General features: G+C 71.4%; 15 protein-coding genes. 5 read left to right on the top strand and 10 right to left on the bottom strand.

Going from position 1 to position 15,463, the window contains the following annotated elements; all coding sequences use genetic code 11:
* Nucleotides 1-123 precede the first annotated feature (123 nt).
* Both AB0I53_RS01820 and AB0I53_RS01825 read left to right on the top strand, forming a co-directional pair.
* Entirely contained in the window at nt 124-684 is a 561-nt protein-coding gene (locus AB0I53_RS01820) for a TetR/AcrR family transcriptional regulator (RefSeq protein ID WP_358594875.1), read from the top strand.
* Nucleotides 685-765: 81 nt separating this feature from the next.
* Complete coding sequence (locus tag AB0I53_RS01825) at nt 766-1,422, top strand: DUF4232 domain-containing protein (protein ID WP_358594879.1); 657 nt, start codon at nt 766-768, stop codon at nt 1,420-1,422.
* Between the two features lie 52 nt (nt 1,423-1,474).
* Here the strand turns inward: AB0I53_RS01825 and AB0I53_RS01830 are convergent, their stop codons facing one another.
* Together AB0I53_RS01830 and AB0I53_RS01835 are read right to left on the bottom strand one after the other, a co-directional pair.
* Nucleotides 1,475-3,196, bottom strand: a complete 1,722-nt coding sequence (locus AB0I53_RS01830; protein ID WP_358594882.1) for a hydantoinase B/oxoprolinase family protein — start codon at nt 3,194-3,196, stop codon at nt 1,475-1,477.
* Entirely contained in the window at nt 3,193-5,289 is a 2,097-nt protein-coding gene (locus AB0I53_RS01835; protein ID WP_358594884.1) for a hydantoinase/oxoprolinase family protein, read from the bottom strand. The genes AB0I53_RS01830 and AB0I53_RS01835 overlap by 4 nt, the downstream gene beginning before the upstream one ends.
* Nucleotides 5,290-5,449: 160 nt before the next feature.
* Between AB0I53_RS01835 and AB0I53_RS01840 the strand changes: the two genes are divergently transcribed.
* From AB0I53_RS01840 to AB0I53_RS01850, 3 genes are all read left to right on the top strand, one after another.
* Nucleotides 5,450-6,091, top strand: a complete 642-nt coding sequence (locus AB0I53_RS01840; RefSeq protein WP_358594886.1) for a GntR family transcriptional regulator — start codon at nt 5,450-5,452, stop codon at nt 6,089-6,091.
* Between the two features lie 175 nt (nt 6,092-6,266).
* Nucleotides 6,267-7,619, top strand: a complete 1,353-nt coding sequence (locus AB0I53_RS01845) for an MFS transporter (protein ID WP_358594888.1) — start codon at nt 6,267-6,269, stop codon at nt 7,617-7,619.
* 12 nt (nt 7,620-7,631) lie between these two features.
* Nucleotides 7,632-8,429 carry a putative hydro-lyase gene (locus AB0I53_RS01850; RefSeq protein WP_358594890.1) on the top strand — a complete coding sequence of 266 codons (798 nt, stop codon included), beginning with the start codon at nt 7,632-7,634 and terminating at the stop codon, nt 8,427-8,429.
* Here AB0I53_RS01850 and AB0I53_RS01855 read toward each other — a convergent pair whose 3' ends face one another.
* From AB0I53_RS01855 to AB0I53_RS01890, 8 genes are all read right to left on the bottom strand, one after another.
* A complete protein-coding gene (locus AB0I53_RS01855) occupies nt 8,430-9,899 on the bottom strand; it encodes a beta-xylosidase (protein WP_358594892.1) in 1,470 nt (489 codons plus the stop codon).
* 389 nt (nt 9,900-10,288) lie between these two features.
* Entirely contained in the window at nt 10,289-10,723 is a 435-nt protein-coding gene (gene aroQ, locus AB0I53_RS01860) for a type II 3-dehydroquinate dehydratase (RefSeq protein ID WP_132493853.1), read from the bottom strand.
* Complete coding sequence (aroB, locus tag AB0I53_RS01865; RefSeq protein ID WP_358594895.1) at nt 10,720-11,829, bottom strand: 3-dehydroquinate synthase; 1,110 nt, start codon at nt 11,827-11,829, stop codon at nt 10,720-10,722. The genes aroQ and aroB overlap by 4 nt, the downstream gene beginning before the upstream one ends.
* 28 nt (nt 11,830-11,857) lie before the next feature.
* Nucleotides 11,858-12,382 (bottom strand): shikimate kinase, encoded by a 525-nt coding sequence (locus tag AB0I53_RS01870; RefSeq protein ID WP_358594898.1) that lies wholly within the window; start codon nt 12,380-12,382, stop codon nt 11,858-11,860.
* Complete coding sequence (gene aroC / locus AB0I53_RS01875) at nt 12,382-13,587, bottom strand: chorismate synthase (protein WP_358594901.1); 1,206 nt, start codon at nt 13,585-13,587, stop codon at nt 12,382-12,384. Before aroC ends, AB0I53_RS01870 begins: the two co-directional genes overlap by 1 nt.
* A gap of 167 nt (nt 13,588-13,754) precedes the next feature.
* Complete coding sequence (locus tag AB0I53_RS01880) at nt 13,755-14,366, bottom strand: A24 family peptidase (RefSeq protein WP_358594904.1); 612 nt, start codon at nt 14,364-14,366, stop codon at nt 13,755-13,757.
* A 156-nt stretch (nt 14,367-14,522) separates the two neighbouring features.
* Entirely contained in the window at nt 14,523-14,978 is a 456-nt protein-coding gene (locus tag AB0I53_RS01885; RefSeq protein WP_358594906.1) for a PTS glucose transporter subunit IIA, read from the bottom strand.
* Nucleotides 14,975-15,211, bottom strand: coding sequence for a glucose PTS transporter subunit EIIB (locus AB0I53_RS01890; protein WP_093275268.1), 237 nt, complete (start codon nt 15,209-15,211; stop codon nt 14,975-14,977). The genes AB0I53_RS01885 and AB0I53_RS01890 overlap by 4 nt, the downstream gene beginning before the upstream one ends.
* Between the last annotated feature and the right edge of the window lie 252 nt (nt 15,212-15,463).

Consider the following 15,463-nt stretch of genomic DNA (forward strand, 5'->3'; position numbering starts at 1 on the left):
TCCGGCGAGGACGACCCCGGTTTGGACGTCGGGGATCCCAGAGTCCGGACGGCGTCTGAGGTTCCGCTACGCGAACCCCTTCTAAATTCTCTAGAAGCTAGGAATTTGCTTTAAGGTTGGGCCATGGGTCGTAAACCGATGGTGCGTCCGGGTGGTCGCAGCGCCCGTGTCCAGGAAGCGGTGCACACCGCCGTGCGCGACCTCGAACCCGAGGTGGGCCGGGACGCGCTGACGGTTCCGCTGGTCGCCTCCCGCGCCGGGGTCACGCCGTCGACGATCTACCGCCGCTGGGGCGACCTGCAGGAGTTGCTGTCGGACGTGGCGGTCGAGCGGCTGCGCCCCGAGTCGCCGCCGGAGGACCGGGGCGACCTGGCCGCCGACCTGACGGGCTGGGCCGAGCAGTTCCTGGAGGAGATGGCCTCTCCCCCGGGCCGCGCCTACATCCGCGACGCGCTGCTCGGCGACCCGGACGGCAGCAACGCCGGTCAGTGCTCGGCCTACGCGGCCGAGCAGATCGACGTCATCCTCGCCCGAGCGACCGGACGCGGGGAGAACGCACCCGGCACCGAAGCGGTCATCGACCACGTCGTCGCGCCCATGATGTACCGCATCCTGTTCCGCCCCAACGGTCTCGACGCCGCCTACGCCCGCGGGCTGGTGGCTGGGCTCCTCGGCGCCCGATGATCACAGGTTGAACAACTCCGGCAACCTCGCCGCCGACGGCGCGTCTTACGGCCGACATTGGTGCACGGAGAGGCTGGATCGATGATTCGAGCGAGGATTCTCGCGGTCACGGCGGCGGCGTTGACGGTCGGGCTGGCCGCCTGCAGTCCTGGCGGATCGAGCGCGGACGGACCGGGATCCGTCATCCAGGATCCGCCCGCGAACTCGGCCCCCGCCGAGTCGACCGAGTCCGGCACGCCCGCGGAGACCACGGCCCCGGCCGTGGGCTCGACGACCGCGCGGCCGGATCAGCAGCCCGACAACGGGCTCTGCAAGGCCCCGGATCTCCAGCTGTCGTTCGGCAAGGGCGGCGCGGCGGCCGGCACCGCCTACCGCCCGCTGATCTTCACCAACACCAGCGGCCACCGGTGCGTGATCCAGGGCTTCCCGGGCGTGTCCTACGTCGGCGGCAACGACGGGCACCAGGTCGGCGCGGCTGCCTCCCGGGTCGACGAGAAGGGCCCGCCGATCACCCTCGAGCCCGGCGAGCAGGCCTCCGCCGTGATCGGGTACGTGGCGGTCGAGAACTACGAACCCGAGAACTGCCGGCCGGAGCCGGTCCGCGGCCTGCGGATCTACCCGCCGCAGGAAACCGCGTCGATGTACATCGAGTTCGACTACGCCGAAACCGGCTGCACCAACGACAAGGTGCACCAGCTCTCCGTGCAGACCATGAAGCCCGGCCGCGGCGACCGATGATCCGCGCGCGACGGGCGCCGTCGAGCAATCCCGAAGGCGCCCATCATCCGGGTCAACGGCGCGGTGTCGCGCTTCGAACGCGGTAGGAATCGGGCGGCCGCACCAGCGCGTCCGGGTCGCCGGTGTACTCGATCTCCACGCCGTAGAGCTCGCGTGCGGCGTCGATGCTCACGTAGCCGTTGACGACGTCGTCGAGGACGCGGTCGACCGGGCGAGCCTCCGGGTGGCCGTAGCCGCCTCCGCCCGGGAAGCGCAGCCGCACCCGCGAATCGGCGCCGAGCCGGACCAGCTGCTTGCGCGGCAGCTCCCGGTCGGTGCTCGCATCGACGAATTCCCCTGCCGCGCCAGCAGATCCGGACTCCGCGCCGACCGCTGGGAAGTCGACGCGGTCGATGTTCGCGTTGACGGTCCAGCCGTGCGGCCCGTGCCGCGACACCTCCACCGCCTGGCCCAAGCCGCCGCGGAACCGCCCCGCGCCACCGGAATCCGGCCGCAACTCCCGGCGCCACTGCACCAGCGGCGTCAGGGTTTCCAGCACCTCGGTCGGCGCGGCGCGCACCCCGGTCGGGAAACCGGTGGTGTTCAGGCCGTCCTTGTCCGGCCGCGCACCGGTCCCGCCCGCACCGAAGACCGTCAGCGTGAACGGCCGCGGCTCGTCGATGCCGCCGCCGCGCCACACCGTCATCCACAAGGCGTCCGCGCTCACCGCGGGCAGCCCGCCGACCACGGCCGGGCGGAGCGCCTCGAAGAGCAGGCTGGGCAGGAAATGCCCGACCAGGTGGCGGGAGGCGACGGGCGCGGGCTCGACGCAGTTGAGCACCGAGCCGCGCGGCGCGGCCACCACGACCGGCCGGAACGACCCGGCGTTGTGCGGCACCTCCGGCGCCAGCGCCGCCTTGATCGCGAACGACGTGTACGCCCGGGTGTAGTTGAGCACCACGTTGACGCCGTGCGGGGACTGCGGCGAGGAACCCGAGTAGTCGACGCGGACGGCGTCGCCGTCGACGGTCACCGCGACCGTCAGGTGGATCGCGTCGCCGTCGAAGCCGTCCGAGTCCATGCTCGCCGAGTACGTTCCATCCGGGATCTCCCGCAGGGCCGCGCGCAGCGCCTGCTCCGAGCGCAGCATGATCTCGGCGGCGACCTCGTCGATGCCGTCGAGGCCGAATTCGTCCAGCATCCGGCCGAGGCTGCGGATGCCGACCTGGTTGGCCGACACCTGCGCGTAGATGTCGCCCATCGTCTCGTTCGGCGTCCGCACGTTGGCCCGGATCAACCGCTCCAGCGTCCTATTAGGACCGTCTGCCGTCCGCAGCTTCAGGATCGGCAGCCGCAGCCCCTCCTCGAAGACCTCGGTGGCCGCCGCGGACAGGATCCGGCCGCCGATGTCCGGCGAGTGGCAGCAGCTGGCGAACCACGCGATCAGCGCCCCGCCCCGGAAGACCGGCGTGGCGATCGTGATGTCGTTGATCTGCCCCGAGGTCATCCACGGGTCGTTGGTGATCAGCACGTCGCCGTCGGCCAGGACCTCGGGCGGGTACTCCGCGACGATGTGCCGCATCCCGGTGGCCATCGCGTTGATGTGGCCGGGAGTGCCGCCGCTGGACTGCCCCACCATCTCGCCCGCCGAGTTGAACACGGCGCAGGCCAGGTCCAGGGATTCGCGCACCACCGGGCTGAACGCGGTGTGCACCAGGGCGGCCTGCTGCTCGTCGAGCAGCGAGTGCAGCCGGTTGGCGACCAGGCCGACCAGCACCGGATCGACGCGGCTCATCGGGAACCTCCAACGGCGAACTCGACGAAGATGCTGCTGTCGGCTTCGACGGTGCAGCGCGCACCGGGCGGGACGAGCAGCGTCGCTTCTCGCTCCTCCACCAGCGCCGGCCCGGTCAGCGTGGCGCCGGCGCGCAGCCGGTACCGGTCGTAGACCGGCATCGACTCGTAGCCGTCCGACGGGAAGTAGGCGTCGCGGTGCCCGATCAGCGCTTCCCGACCGTCCGAAGTGGATTCGAAGCCGAGCCGCGCGGCCGGCTCAGGACCGCGCGCGGTGACCCGCCAGGTGAGCAGCTCCGGCTCGACGCCGGCCGGGGCGACCGTGCCGAAGCGCTGCGCGTACTGCCGCCGGAAGCTCGCCAGCACCTCGTCGCGCCAGCCGTCGCCGCCCAGCGGCGGCACCGGCACCTCGATCTCGCTGCCCTGCCCGACGAATCGCATCTCCAGCGTCCGCTCGTGGGCGACGTCGGCTGCCGCGACGCCGGACGCGGTCAGCACCTCGGCGCCCTCACACTCCATCTCCGCGAACAGTGCCGCCGCCTCGTCGAGCCCGATCTCACCGAGCAGCGCGTGCCGGGAGCGGACGATGTCGATCGACATCGGCGCGGACAGGAAGCCCAGCGCGCTCAGCACTCCGGCGGCCGGCGGCGCGACCATCGACGGCGAGCCGAGCGCCCGCGCCACGCCCGGCCCGTGCAGCGGCCCGTTCCCGCCCGAGACGAACAGCGGCAGCCGGCCCGGGTCCTGCCCGCGTTCGATGGCGTGCACCCGGGCGGCGTTGGCCATGTTCTCGTTCGCCGTGGTGTGGATGCCCCACGCCGCCTCCTGGACGGACACGCCCAGCGGGTCCGCGACCTGCTCCCGGATCGCCGCCTCGGCGGCCGCCGCGTCCAGCAGCATGTCGCCGCCCAGGAACCGCGCCGGGTCGAGGTAGCCGAGCACGACGTCCGCGTCGGTGACGGTGCACCGCGTGCCGCCGCGCCCGTAGCTCACCGGCCCGGGTTCCGAGCCCGCCGAGTCGGGGCCGACGGTGATCAGGCCGAGCGGGTCGACGCGGGCGATCGAGCCGCCGCCGGTGCCGATCTCGATCATGTCGAGCACCGGCGCGCGCACCGGCAGCCCGGAACCCGCGCGCAGCCGGTACACCCGGTCCACCTCGAAGGCGTGGGTGATCAGCGGGCGGTCCTGCTCGATCATGCAGAGCTTCGCGGTGGTGCCGCCCATGTCGAAGGCCAGCTGGTCGGGCCGCCGCGCGGTCCGGCCGAACGCGACGGCGCCAAGCGCGCCGCCCGCGGGCCCCGACTCCAGCATCCGGATGGGGAACCGCCGCGCCACCTCGATCGCCGCGACGCCGCCGTTGGACAGCATGATCAGCGGATCGGTGCGCACCCCGAGGCGGCCGAGCCGGGCGCGCAGGTCGGCGAGGTAGTCCTCGACGAGCTGCTGCACGTAGACGTTCGCGAGGGTGGTGGAACTCCGCTCGTACTCCCGGATCTCCGGGTTGACCTCGCTGGACAGCGCCACCCGCAGCTCCGGCGCGGCGGTTTCGAGGATCTCCCTGGCCTGCCGCTCGTGCTCGCCGTTGGTGTGGCTGTGCAGGAAGCAGACGGCAACGGCTTCGACGCCCGCGGCGGCGAATTCGACGCCGAGCTGCTTGACGGTGGCCACGTCCAGCGGCGTCACCACCGCGCCGTCGGCGCGAACGCGTTCCCGCACACCGAACCGCAGGTGCCGGGGCACGAGCGGGCGCGGCAGTTCGAGCCCGAGATCGTAGAGCTCGTACCGGTGTTCGCGGCCCATCTCGACCACGTCGCGGAAGCCCTCGGTAGTGAGCAGCGCGGTGCGCGCGCCGCGGCGCTCGATCAGCGCGTTGGTGACCAGGGTCGTGCCGTGCACGACGGTCGCGATGTCGGCCGGGTCGAGCCCGTGATCCGCGATGGCCTGCTGCAGCACCGCTTCGACCGCCGCGGCGGGCTCGTGGTGGGTGGTCAGCGCCTTGCCCACGGCGACGATCCCGCTGTCGTCGAGGACCGCCAGGTCGGTGAAGGTGCCGCCGATGTCCACCCCGACCCGCAGCGAACGTGAATCTGCCATTTGAACCCTCCGGTTCGACGGGGAGCGCAACCCGGGACAGTACGGATCGTCCGACAATCTGGCAACGGATCGTCCGACGATTTACGTCGGAAGGCCGCCGGCCGCCGGGTAAACTGCACGAACCGCGTGCGCCCGCCGCGGCCTGACGAAGGGGACGGACGTGACCGACACGAGTGGCGCCGCGAGCCGGGTGGCCGACGCGCTGCGCGCCGAGATCGCCACCGGCGAACTCGTGCCCGGCATGCGGCTGTCCGAAGAACGCGTCAAGCAGGCGCACGGCGTCTCCCGCAGCACGCTGCGCGAGGCGTTCCGGCTGCTGATCCGGGAGCGGCTGCTGGTCCACGAGCTCAGCCGCGGCGTCTTCGTCCGGCAGCTCTCGCGGCAGGACGTCACCGACCTCTACGAGGTGCGCCGGGTTATCGAATGCGCTGCTCTCCGGCACATTCGCAGCCTCAAGCCCGCCGGGCTGCGCAGGCTTTCCGCCGCGATCTCCGACGGCCGCGAGGCCGCCGGGAAGGGCCGCTGGGACGACGTCGCGGCGGCCAGCATCAGGTTCCACGAGGCGCTCGTCGCGCTGGCCGGCAGCGCCCGGCTGGACGCGGTGGTCAGCGAGATCCTCGCCGAGTTCCGGCTGGCCTACGCGCACATGAAGGACACCCAGGTGTTCCACTCGGCGTTCCTCAAGCGCAACGAGGAGATCGCCGACGCGCTGCGCTCCGGCGACGTCGAAGGCGCGGCAACCCTGCTGGACGCCTATCTCGTCGACGCGGAAGAAGCGCTGCAGAATCACTTCATCGACTGACGAACGGCGAGCCGACGACGCGGCATGCCTTGATTATCGTCTGACGAACTCTTAAAGTCGGGCCACTCGCGGCCGCCCCGCGAGCGCAACGGAGCGTCGACTGTCCACACGGGACCAATCCCTACACCGACGCAAGCGCCACGCCTCGCTCACCCGAGCCAAGGAGCGCTCCTTCATGGCCACTGATCTCACCAACCGAGCGAACGACCCCGACCAGCAGCGGCTGAGCCCACCGGCGAAGCGCGCGGTGAAGGGCGCCTGCTTCGGATTCTTCGTCGACTACTTCGACATCTACCTGCCCGTGGTGGCGCTGACACCGGCCATCGCCTACTTCCAGCCCCAGCACGCCTCGGCCTCCGTCGCGGCGACGCTGTCCTACGTGACCCTCGCGCTGACCCTGATCGGCCGGCCCGTCGGGGCCATCATCTTCGGCCGGATCGCGGACATCACCGGGCGCCGCCGAGCCACCCTGGTCGCGGTCGCCGGCGCCGGCGGCTGCACCCTGCTGATGGGCCTGCTGCCCGGCTACGCGACGATCGGCTGGCTGTCGATCATCCTGGTGCTGCTGCTGCGGTTCGTCGGCGGCGTGTTCATGGGCGGCGAGTACTCCAGCGCGAACCCGCTGGCGATGGAGGCCAGCCCGAAGCGCCTGCGCGGCCTGGTCGGCGGCATGATCGCCGCCTCCTATCCGCTCGGCTACATCGCGATCTCGATCGTCGTCGCGATCACCTTCCAGTTCGCCCCGGCCGGAAGCCCGGATTCGCCGTACGTGCAATGGGGTTGGCGCATCCCGTTCTTCGTCGGCGCGGCGCTTTCGGCCTGGTTCCTGTTCTACTACCGCAAGGTCGAGGAATCCGCCGCGTTCAAACGGGTTCAGCGGACGGAGAAGCCGAAGTCGCCGCTGCGCGAACTGGTCACCGGAGAGCACCGGCGCAAACTGCTGCAGGTGCTGCTGCTGATGACCGGCATGTGGTTCACCGTCCAGGCCACGCTGTCGGCCACCCCGGCGCTGCTGTCCGCGGTCATCGGCCTGCCGAGCACCACGGTGAACACCGGCCTGCTCGTCGCGAACGTCTTCGTCGCCGCGGGCTACCTGGTGATGGCGCAGCTGGGCCAGCGCTTCGGCCGACGCCGCATGCTCGTCCTGTCCGGGATCTGGACGGTGCTGCTGGCACCGGTCATGTTCGTCGCGATGGTCCGGGAAGCCATCGGCGCGGCCGCGGGCGACGGGAGCACGCTGCTGGTAATGGTCTACGCGACGGCCGCGCTCGTGCTCACCGTGTCGCCGTGGGGAATCGTCTCGACCTACATCATCGAGCGCTTCGCCACCGGCGTCCGCGCCTCCGGCTACGGGATCGGCTACAGCCTGGCCGTCATCATCCCCGGGTTCTACGCCTTTTACATGCTGGGCCTGGCGAACCTCATGCCGTACGAGTACACGCCGATCGTGCTGATCGTGCTGGGCGGGGCGCTGGCCGCGATCGGCGCGCTCCGCGGGCCGGAAACCCGCGACGCCGACCTCGACTGAAGGAGTTCCGAAATGCCTTCCATCACGGCGGAATCCACTCCGGCAGAGGCGCGGGAGAGCATCCGGGCCGACGCTTGGCGCTCCGTCACCACCGGCCTGTGCGCCGGATACGTGCAGGCGAACCTGGTCGTCCTGCCCGGCGAGCTGGCGGATGAGTTCGCGGAGTTCTGCAGGCAGAACCCGCAGCCGCTGCCGCTGCTGGAAGCCACCGAACCCGGCATCGCCGACCGGCTCCGGGTGGCGCCGCACGCCGATCTCCGCACGGATCTGCCGAAGTACCGGGTGCACCGGCACGGCATCGTTGAGTCCGAAGTGGACTCAGTGCGCGAGCTCTGGCGCGACGACTTCGTAGCCTTCCTGCTCGGTTGCAGCTTCAGCGCGGAAGAACGGCTGCTCGCGGCCGGGGTGCGGCTGCGCCACCTGGAAACGGGCGGGAACGTGCCGATGTTCCGGACGTCGCTGCGCTGCCGACCGGTCGGCCGGTTCCACGGGCCGGTCGTGGTGTCCATGCGGGCGATCAGGCGATCGGAGGTGGAGCGCGCCGTCGCCGTGACGGCCGAGCTGCCGTTCGCGCACGGCGCGCCGCTGCACGTCGGCGATCCGGCGGAGATCGGCATCGCCGATCCGTCCACACCGGACTGGGGCGATCCGATGCCGCTCGAAGCCGACGAGGTGCCGGTGTTCTGGGCGTGCGGCGTCACGCCGCAGGCGGTGCTCGCCGAGGTGCGCCCGGAGCTGGCGATCACGCATGCGCCCGGCTACATGTTCCTGACCGACCTGCGGGTAGCCGATCTGGTCGCCGGGCGCTGATCAGCGCCGGAGGTCGCCGGCCGGGGTGTGCGCGTCCCATTCCTGCTGGGAGACGTCGGTGATCGGCGAATCGTTCGCGGCAGCCACCTCCGCGCTCACCGTCCACAATCGACCCTTGTCGTCGAGCAGCCCGACCGCGCCCTGCGGAGACCGCATGGCGGGCACCGCAGAGCGGATCGTGCCGGCGACCGGCAGCGAATCCAGCACGGGCACCCGCTCGTCGAGAACCTTGGTGACCAGCTGCTCGGCGACGGAACGGCGCTCGACGCGGATCCGCTGGCCGGCCCGCACCACGTCCACGGTGCGGGCCGGAGACGGCACCGCGAACCCGTCGAGGACCGCCGCGGCCTGCGCCGCCGTCCGGCACCCGTCGAAGCCGGTCACGTCGATGCCGAAGTGGCGGATGTCCGTCGGCGACGGAAACTCCGCAGTGGCACGGAGAACGTCCACCGGAACTGTGCTGCACGGGTCCGCTCTGGATTCCGAGGCGTGCCCGTCGGGGCTGCGGACCAGGCCCGGGCCTTCCCGCCACGGGCCGGGCACGACCACCGGATCGTACGGGTGGCGGGTGAAATCCCGGTCCCAGAAGGTGATCGTGGTGCCCGCCGAGGTCTGGTGGGCGATCGCGAACGCGTCCAGCGCCGGAACCCACATCCAGTCCGCGCTGAAGGCGTCCACCACCGAACGCGAACGCTGCGCGCCCGCGGGCGCGAAACCCGTCTCCGTCAACGACTGCATCTGATCGGTGAACTCCGGATTGCGCGCGCGGAGCACGAACTGGCCCGCGCCGTTCCAGCCCGCCCCGGAAGCCGTGGTGTCAGTGAACATCAGGTAGAACCAGCCGTCCAGGTACAGCGCGGCCGGCTGGCCCGCGCCGTAGACGTTGTCCCGGTTCACCTCGCGGGAAGCCAGGACGATCGGCCTGCCGCCGGCCTCCCGCCGCCAAGCGAAGCCGTCTTCGCTGCTGGCCACGCCGATGGCGTTGCCGTGCGCGTGATCCCCCGCCGCGCCCGTGTAGTACAGGTAGTAGCGACCGCCGACCTTCAACACCGACGGATCGCAGGTGTGCATGCCGTCGAACGCGCCGGGCTGCCCGGTGAAGACCGGCACCGCAGGCGCGCCGCCGGCGGCGAAGAACGGCCCGTCGGGGCTGCCCGACTCGGCCGTCAGGATGTCGTCGCCGGGCGGGCCGACCCCGGGCAGCTGGCTGCACCACCAGGTGCGGTACTTCCCGCCCTCCACGAGCGCGGTCGGGCCGTAGTTGTACGGCGCGGGCATCCCGCCCGCCGCCACCACCCCGGCACTGCCGCGCTCGCCGCCGACAGCCAGCTTGACCGGTGCCTTCGGCGGCTCGGCCCGCTTCTCCGCCTGCGGCTGCGGGCCGGGCGCGCCCTCGACCTGCGTGCAACCCGCCAGCAACGCGACGGCGGCCAACGCGGCCAACCAGCGCAGCCGAATCCGATCCCGCACCGATGCTCCCCCCAGACCCGCGCCAACACCGAGGTGAAGGGCACCTGCACCAAACTTAGATCCCGAACGGGAGGAGGCGCGGCCAGTTCGTGAGTGTTTTGGATCGCTATAGCGGCTGTTTTGGATGTCGTGGTGTGAGGTGTGGTAGCGCGGGGTTTTGTCTTTGAAGCGGCGCAGCCGCTTAGCCCACCCTCGCAACTCGCACCGCCGCGGGTTCTCAGGCGTCTTCTCGCGAGGACAGCCCCGACGTGGTGAATTGGCATTCATGATGTCGGGGATCCCACAGCGAGAAGACGCCTGAGGTTCCGCCACCCGCACCGCCAAGCAGAGCAAGTTCGGAAACAGGCTCTATAGCAGCCCAAAACACTCACGACCCCGAACCGCGAGAACTAGTCGCGCGCCTTGTCGGCCAGCCAGCGGATCGCCAGCGGATAGCCCTCGACGCCGAGCCCGGCGATGACGGCGGTCGAAACCGCCGACAGGTAGCTGACGTGCCGGAACTCCTCGCGCTTGTGCACGTTGGAGATGTGCAGCTCGATCAGGTCGGCGGCGAGCTGCGCCGCCGCGTCGCGCACCGCGATCGAGTAGTGCGTCCACGCGCCCGCGTTGAGCACCACCGGCCACTGCTCGTCGGCGGCCTCGTGCAACCACTGGACCATCTCGCCCTCGTGGTCTGTCTGCCGGACCTCCACCTCGACGCCCAGCTCCGCGCCCGCGCGCTCGCACATCCCGACCAGATCGGCGTAGGTCGTGCTGCCGTAGACCGACGGCTCGCGCTTGCCCAGCCTGCCGAGGTTCGGCCCGTTGAGGACGAGCACCTTCACAGCAGCACCTCCGAGCCCGACTTGGCCTCGCCGCCGGTGACCGCCGAGTACGCGGCGGCGATCAGCGACGGGTCCGGGCCCTCCAGGCGGCCGGGCTTGGCGAGGCCGTCCAGGACGACGAACCGCAGCACCCCGGACCGGGTCTTCTTGTCCACCCGCATCGCCTCCAGCAGCTGGCCGAGCGCGTCCGGGTCGTAGCTGGTGGGCAGGCCCAGCAGGTCGAGGACCCGCTTGTGCCGGTCGGCAGTCTCGTCGTCGAGCCGCCCGGCGAGCCGGGACAGCTCCGCGGCGAACACCAGCCCGACGCTGACCGCCGCGCCATGACGCCAGCGGTAGCGCTCCCGGCGCTCGATGGCGTGGGCCAGGGTGTGACCGTAGTTGAGCACCTCGCGCAGGTGCGATTCCTTCAGGTCCGCGGCGACCACGTCGGCCTTGACCTTGATCGACCGGCGCACCAGCTCGCCCAGCACGTCGCCGGCCGGGTCGGTCGCCGCCGCCGGGTCGGCCTCGATGAGGCGCAGGATCTCCGGGTCGGCGATGAAGCCCGCCTTGACGATCTCGGCCATCCCGGCGACGAGCTCGTTGCGCGGCAGCCCCTCCAGCGTCGCCAGGTCGGCCAGCACCAGGCTCGGCTCGTGGAACAGCCCGACGAGGTTCTTGCCCGCGTCGGTGTTGATGCCGGTCTTGCCGCCGACCGCGGCGTCCACCATGCCCAGCAACGTCGTCGGCACGTGCACCACGCGCACGCCGCGCATCCAGGTCCCGGCGACGAACCCGGCGACGTCGGTGACCGCACCGCCGCCGAAGGACACCACGACACCGTTGCGGTCCATGCCGACCTTGCCGAGGACCTCCCAGCAGAATCCGGCAACCTGCAGGCTCTTGCCGTCCTCGGCGTCCGGGATCTCCACCCGGTGCGCGTCCACGCCGGCCGCGGCCAGCTCGTCGCGCACGGCCTCCACGGTGTTGGTGATGGTGGGCTGGTGCACCAGCGCCACCACCGATGCGTCGCGCAGGAAGTCGACGAGCTCGCCGAGCAGTCCCCGGCCGACCACCACGTCGTAGGGCTGCTGGCTGGCCACCCTGATCCGCACCGGTTCGGTCATCATCGTCCCCTTCGGGCTTCGGTTCTGATCAGTTGGACGGCGTGCTGCTAGCGGCCAGCGCGGCGACGACCTGCTCCACGACCTCACCGGTCGTCACGTGGTCGGTGGCGACCTCGACGGCCGCCACCGAGCGGTAGATGGGCAGCCGCGCGTCCAGCAGCGCCTTGAAGGTGGCGCGCGGGTTCACCCCGGCCAGCAGCGGCCGCGCGGTGGACAGCCCGACGCGCTTGGCGCCTTCGGCCAGGCCCACCGACAGGAAGACCACCGGATGCCCGGCCAGCCGTTCGCGGGTGCGTTCGGAAAGCACCGAGCCGCCGCCGAGCGCCACCACGCCGTCGTGTTCGCGCAGCGCCGCGGCGACCGCTTCCTCTTCCATGGCCCGGAACGCGGGCTCGCCGTCGTTGGCGAAGATGTCGGAGATGGGCCGGCCCGCGGTCTGCACGATGTCGTCGTCGGTGTCCCGGAACGGCACGTCCAGGCGCTGCGCCAGCAGCCGGCCGATCGTCGACTTGCCCGCGCCCGGCGGGCCGATCACCACGGCGCGCGGGGCCATCACCGCACCTGCCGCTTCTCGGCGCGCTCGCGCAGCGAGGCCAGGTAGCCCTCGACGTTGCGGCGGGTCTCCGGCAGCGAGTCGCCGCCGAACTTCTCCAGCACGGCCTCCGCGAGGACCAGCGCGACCATCGTCTCGGCGACCACCGCGGCGCGCGGCACCGCCGTGATGTCGGAGCGCTGGTGCATCGCCTGCGCAGGCTCGCCGGTCACCATGTCCACAGTGGCCAGTGCCCGCGGCAGGCTGGAGATCGGCTTCTTGGCCGCGCGGACGATCAGCGGCTCGCCGTTGGTGATGCCGCCCTCCAGGCCACCGGCCCGGTTGCTGTCCCGCCGGACCCACTTGGCGCCCTGGTCCGGGTAGATCTCGTCGTGCGCCGCGCTGCCGCGCCGGTGCGCGTTGGCGAAGCCCTCGCCGATCTCGACGCCCTTGATCGCCTGGATGCTCATCAGCGCACCGGCCAGCCGCGCGTCGAGCTTGCGGTCCCAGTGCACGTGCGAACCGATGCCCGGGGGCAGCCCGTAGGCGATGACCTCGACGACCCCGCCGAGGGTGTCGCCGTCCTTCTTCGCTGCGTCGACCTCGGCCATCATCTTCTCGGTGGCGTCGTCGCCGAAGGCGCGCACCGGGTTGTGGTCGATGGCGTCCAGGTCGTCCGGGCCGGGCAGCACGTCATGCGTGGCGTCGACGCCGCCGAGGCTGATGACGTGGCTGACGATCTCCACGCCGAGCAGCTGCTGCAGGAACTGCCGGGCGACCGTGCCGACGGCGACGCGGGCGGCGGTCTCGCGGGCGCTCGCGCGCTCCAGCACCGGCCGGGCCTCTTCGAAGCCGTACTTCTGCATCCCGGCGAGGTCGGCGTGCCCGGGCCGGGGACGGGTCAGCGGCGCGTTGCGGGCCAACGACGACAGCACGTCCTCGTCGACCGGGTCGGCGGCCATCACCTGCTCCCACTTGGGCCACTCGGTGTTGCCGATGCGGATCGCGACCGGGCCGCCCTGGGTGCGCCCGTGCCGGACGCCGCCGATCAGCTCCAGCTCGTCGGCTTCGAAGTTCATCCGGGGGCTGCGGCCAAATCCGAGTTTGCGCCGCTCCAACTGGGTCGCGATGTCGGTGGAGGTCACCTCGACACCGGCCACCATGCCTTCCAGCACCGCCACCAGGGCGGGGCCATGCGATTCTCCAGCGGTCATCCAACGCAGCACACATAGATCCTGCCACGTTCAGTCCCAACTGAACCCGCCCGGGGGTCCTGCACTGCTTGTTTCCAAACTCACCCTGCGCTGCGGTGCGGGTGGCGGAACCCCTGCGGAAATCGCCGCCGCCTCCTCGTTGCGGGATCGCCGACATCATGAATGACCATTCCATCTGCTCACGGCCACGGGGCGAAGGTGGTGACGAGCCAGGCCGGGGCGAGCATGGCGGGGCCGTGCGGGACGCCGCCGATCCTCGCCCAAAGTGCCGCCACCAGGGTCAACGCCGCCGCGACCGCCATCACGAGCAGCACCGCCGGCAACGAGACCGCGCCCACCACGGCGCCGAGGCTGCCCGCCAGCTTCACGTCGCCCGGCCCCATCGCACCCGGCGACACCACGCGCACCAGCAGATACGTCCCGGCGAAAACCACCGCACCGGCGACGCCGCCGAGCAGCACGGCCGGCCGGTGCACCGCCGCAACGGCCAACAGCGCCGCCGCGACCGGATACGCGGGCAGGGTCAGCACATCGGGCAGCCGCGAGGCGAGCACGTCGCACGCCGTCAGCAACACCGCGAGCCAGCCGAGCGCCAGCGGTATCGCCGCCCACCACAACGGCATCCCGCTCGCCGCTCGAACGGCCACCACCGTCCACAGCAGACCCACCGCCACCTCGCACCACATCCGAGGCGGCCGGACTCCCCTCCGCACCGAGCACAACAAGAGCCGCCCGAGCCGGCCCGCGCCGAAACCCGCTGCGCCACCGGCGATCCCGATCAACACGACCATCGCACCAGCATCGACGCGACGACCCCGTTGCCCGGGCACCCGATCCGCGAACCCGCGCGTGTCGGGAAGCTCACCGCGAACGAACGGCCCGTTCACCTCTTCCAACGAGGCGAACAGGCCGTTCGCTTCAAAACGTGGCGCGCCGCGGCCCGAGGCTCAGGCGTCCACCGTGAACAGGGTGTCGCCCGTGACGACCTGGCCGTCCTCGCGGACGTCGGCCAGGGCATCCGGCGCGATGTCCAGCGCGATGACCGGGCAGATCGACGAGTAGCCGTGCGACTCCACCTCGGACGGGTCCCAGGTGACGATGCGCTGGCCGGCCTCGACGAGGTCGCCCTTGGCCACGTGCAGTTCGAAGCCCTCGCCCTTCAGCTTCACCGTGTCGATGCCCAGGTGCACCAGCACCGCGGCGCCGCCGGGCGAGGCGACCACGAAGGCGTGCGGGTGCAGCGTCGCGATCGTGCCGGCCACCGGCGCGACCGCGTCGGCCCGCCCACCGGACGGCTGCACCGCCGCCCCCGGACCCACCATGGCCTGCGAGAAGACCGGGTCGGGAACCTCGCTGAGCGCGGTGGCCAGGCCCGCCACCGGGCTGCCGACCTCGGTGCTCACCGCAGGTCCTCGATGTCCTCGGCCAGCGTGTCCGCCTCCGGACCCACGACGACCTGCACGACGGAGCCCTGCATCATCACGCCGTGCGCCCCGGCGGCCTTCAGCGCCGCCTCGTCGATCTTCGAACCGTCTTCGACCTCGCAGCGGAGCCGCGTGATGCACGGCTCGATCTCCACCACGTTGTCCCCGCCGCCAAGTGCGGCCAGGATTGCCGCGGCCTTGTCCTGAGCCACCCCGTGCTCCCTTCGTCCTCCGACGACGCAGGCGTTGCGCACCGCGTCGCGACGATCTTGCGCCACTCGGTGTCGATGCGGCAACGAATCACGAGCCGTCTTGACACTCGATCGCATGAAAGCGCATTGTTCGCAACCGACTGGTTTAGACCGGACAGTACCAACTCGGCCGGACCGGTGAACAGCATCGGATCCGATCCCCTCGGATCGTCCGGTGCAGTGTGCCCCTCAGGGCACCGGACGTCGATGTCC

This window comes from Saccharopolyspora sp. NPDC050389 (genome assembly GCF_040655595.1).
Taxonomy (GTDB): domain Bacteria; phylum Actinomycetota; class Actinomycetes; order Mycobacteriales; family Pseudonocardiaceae; genus Saccharopolyspora.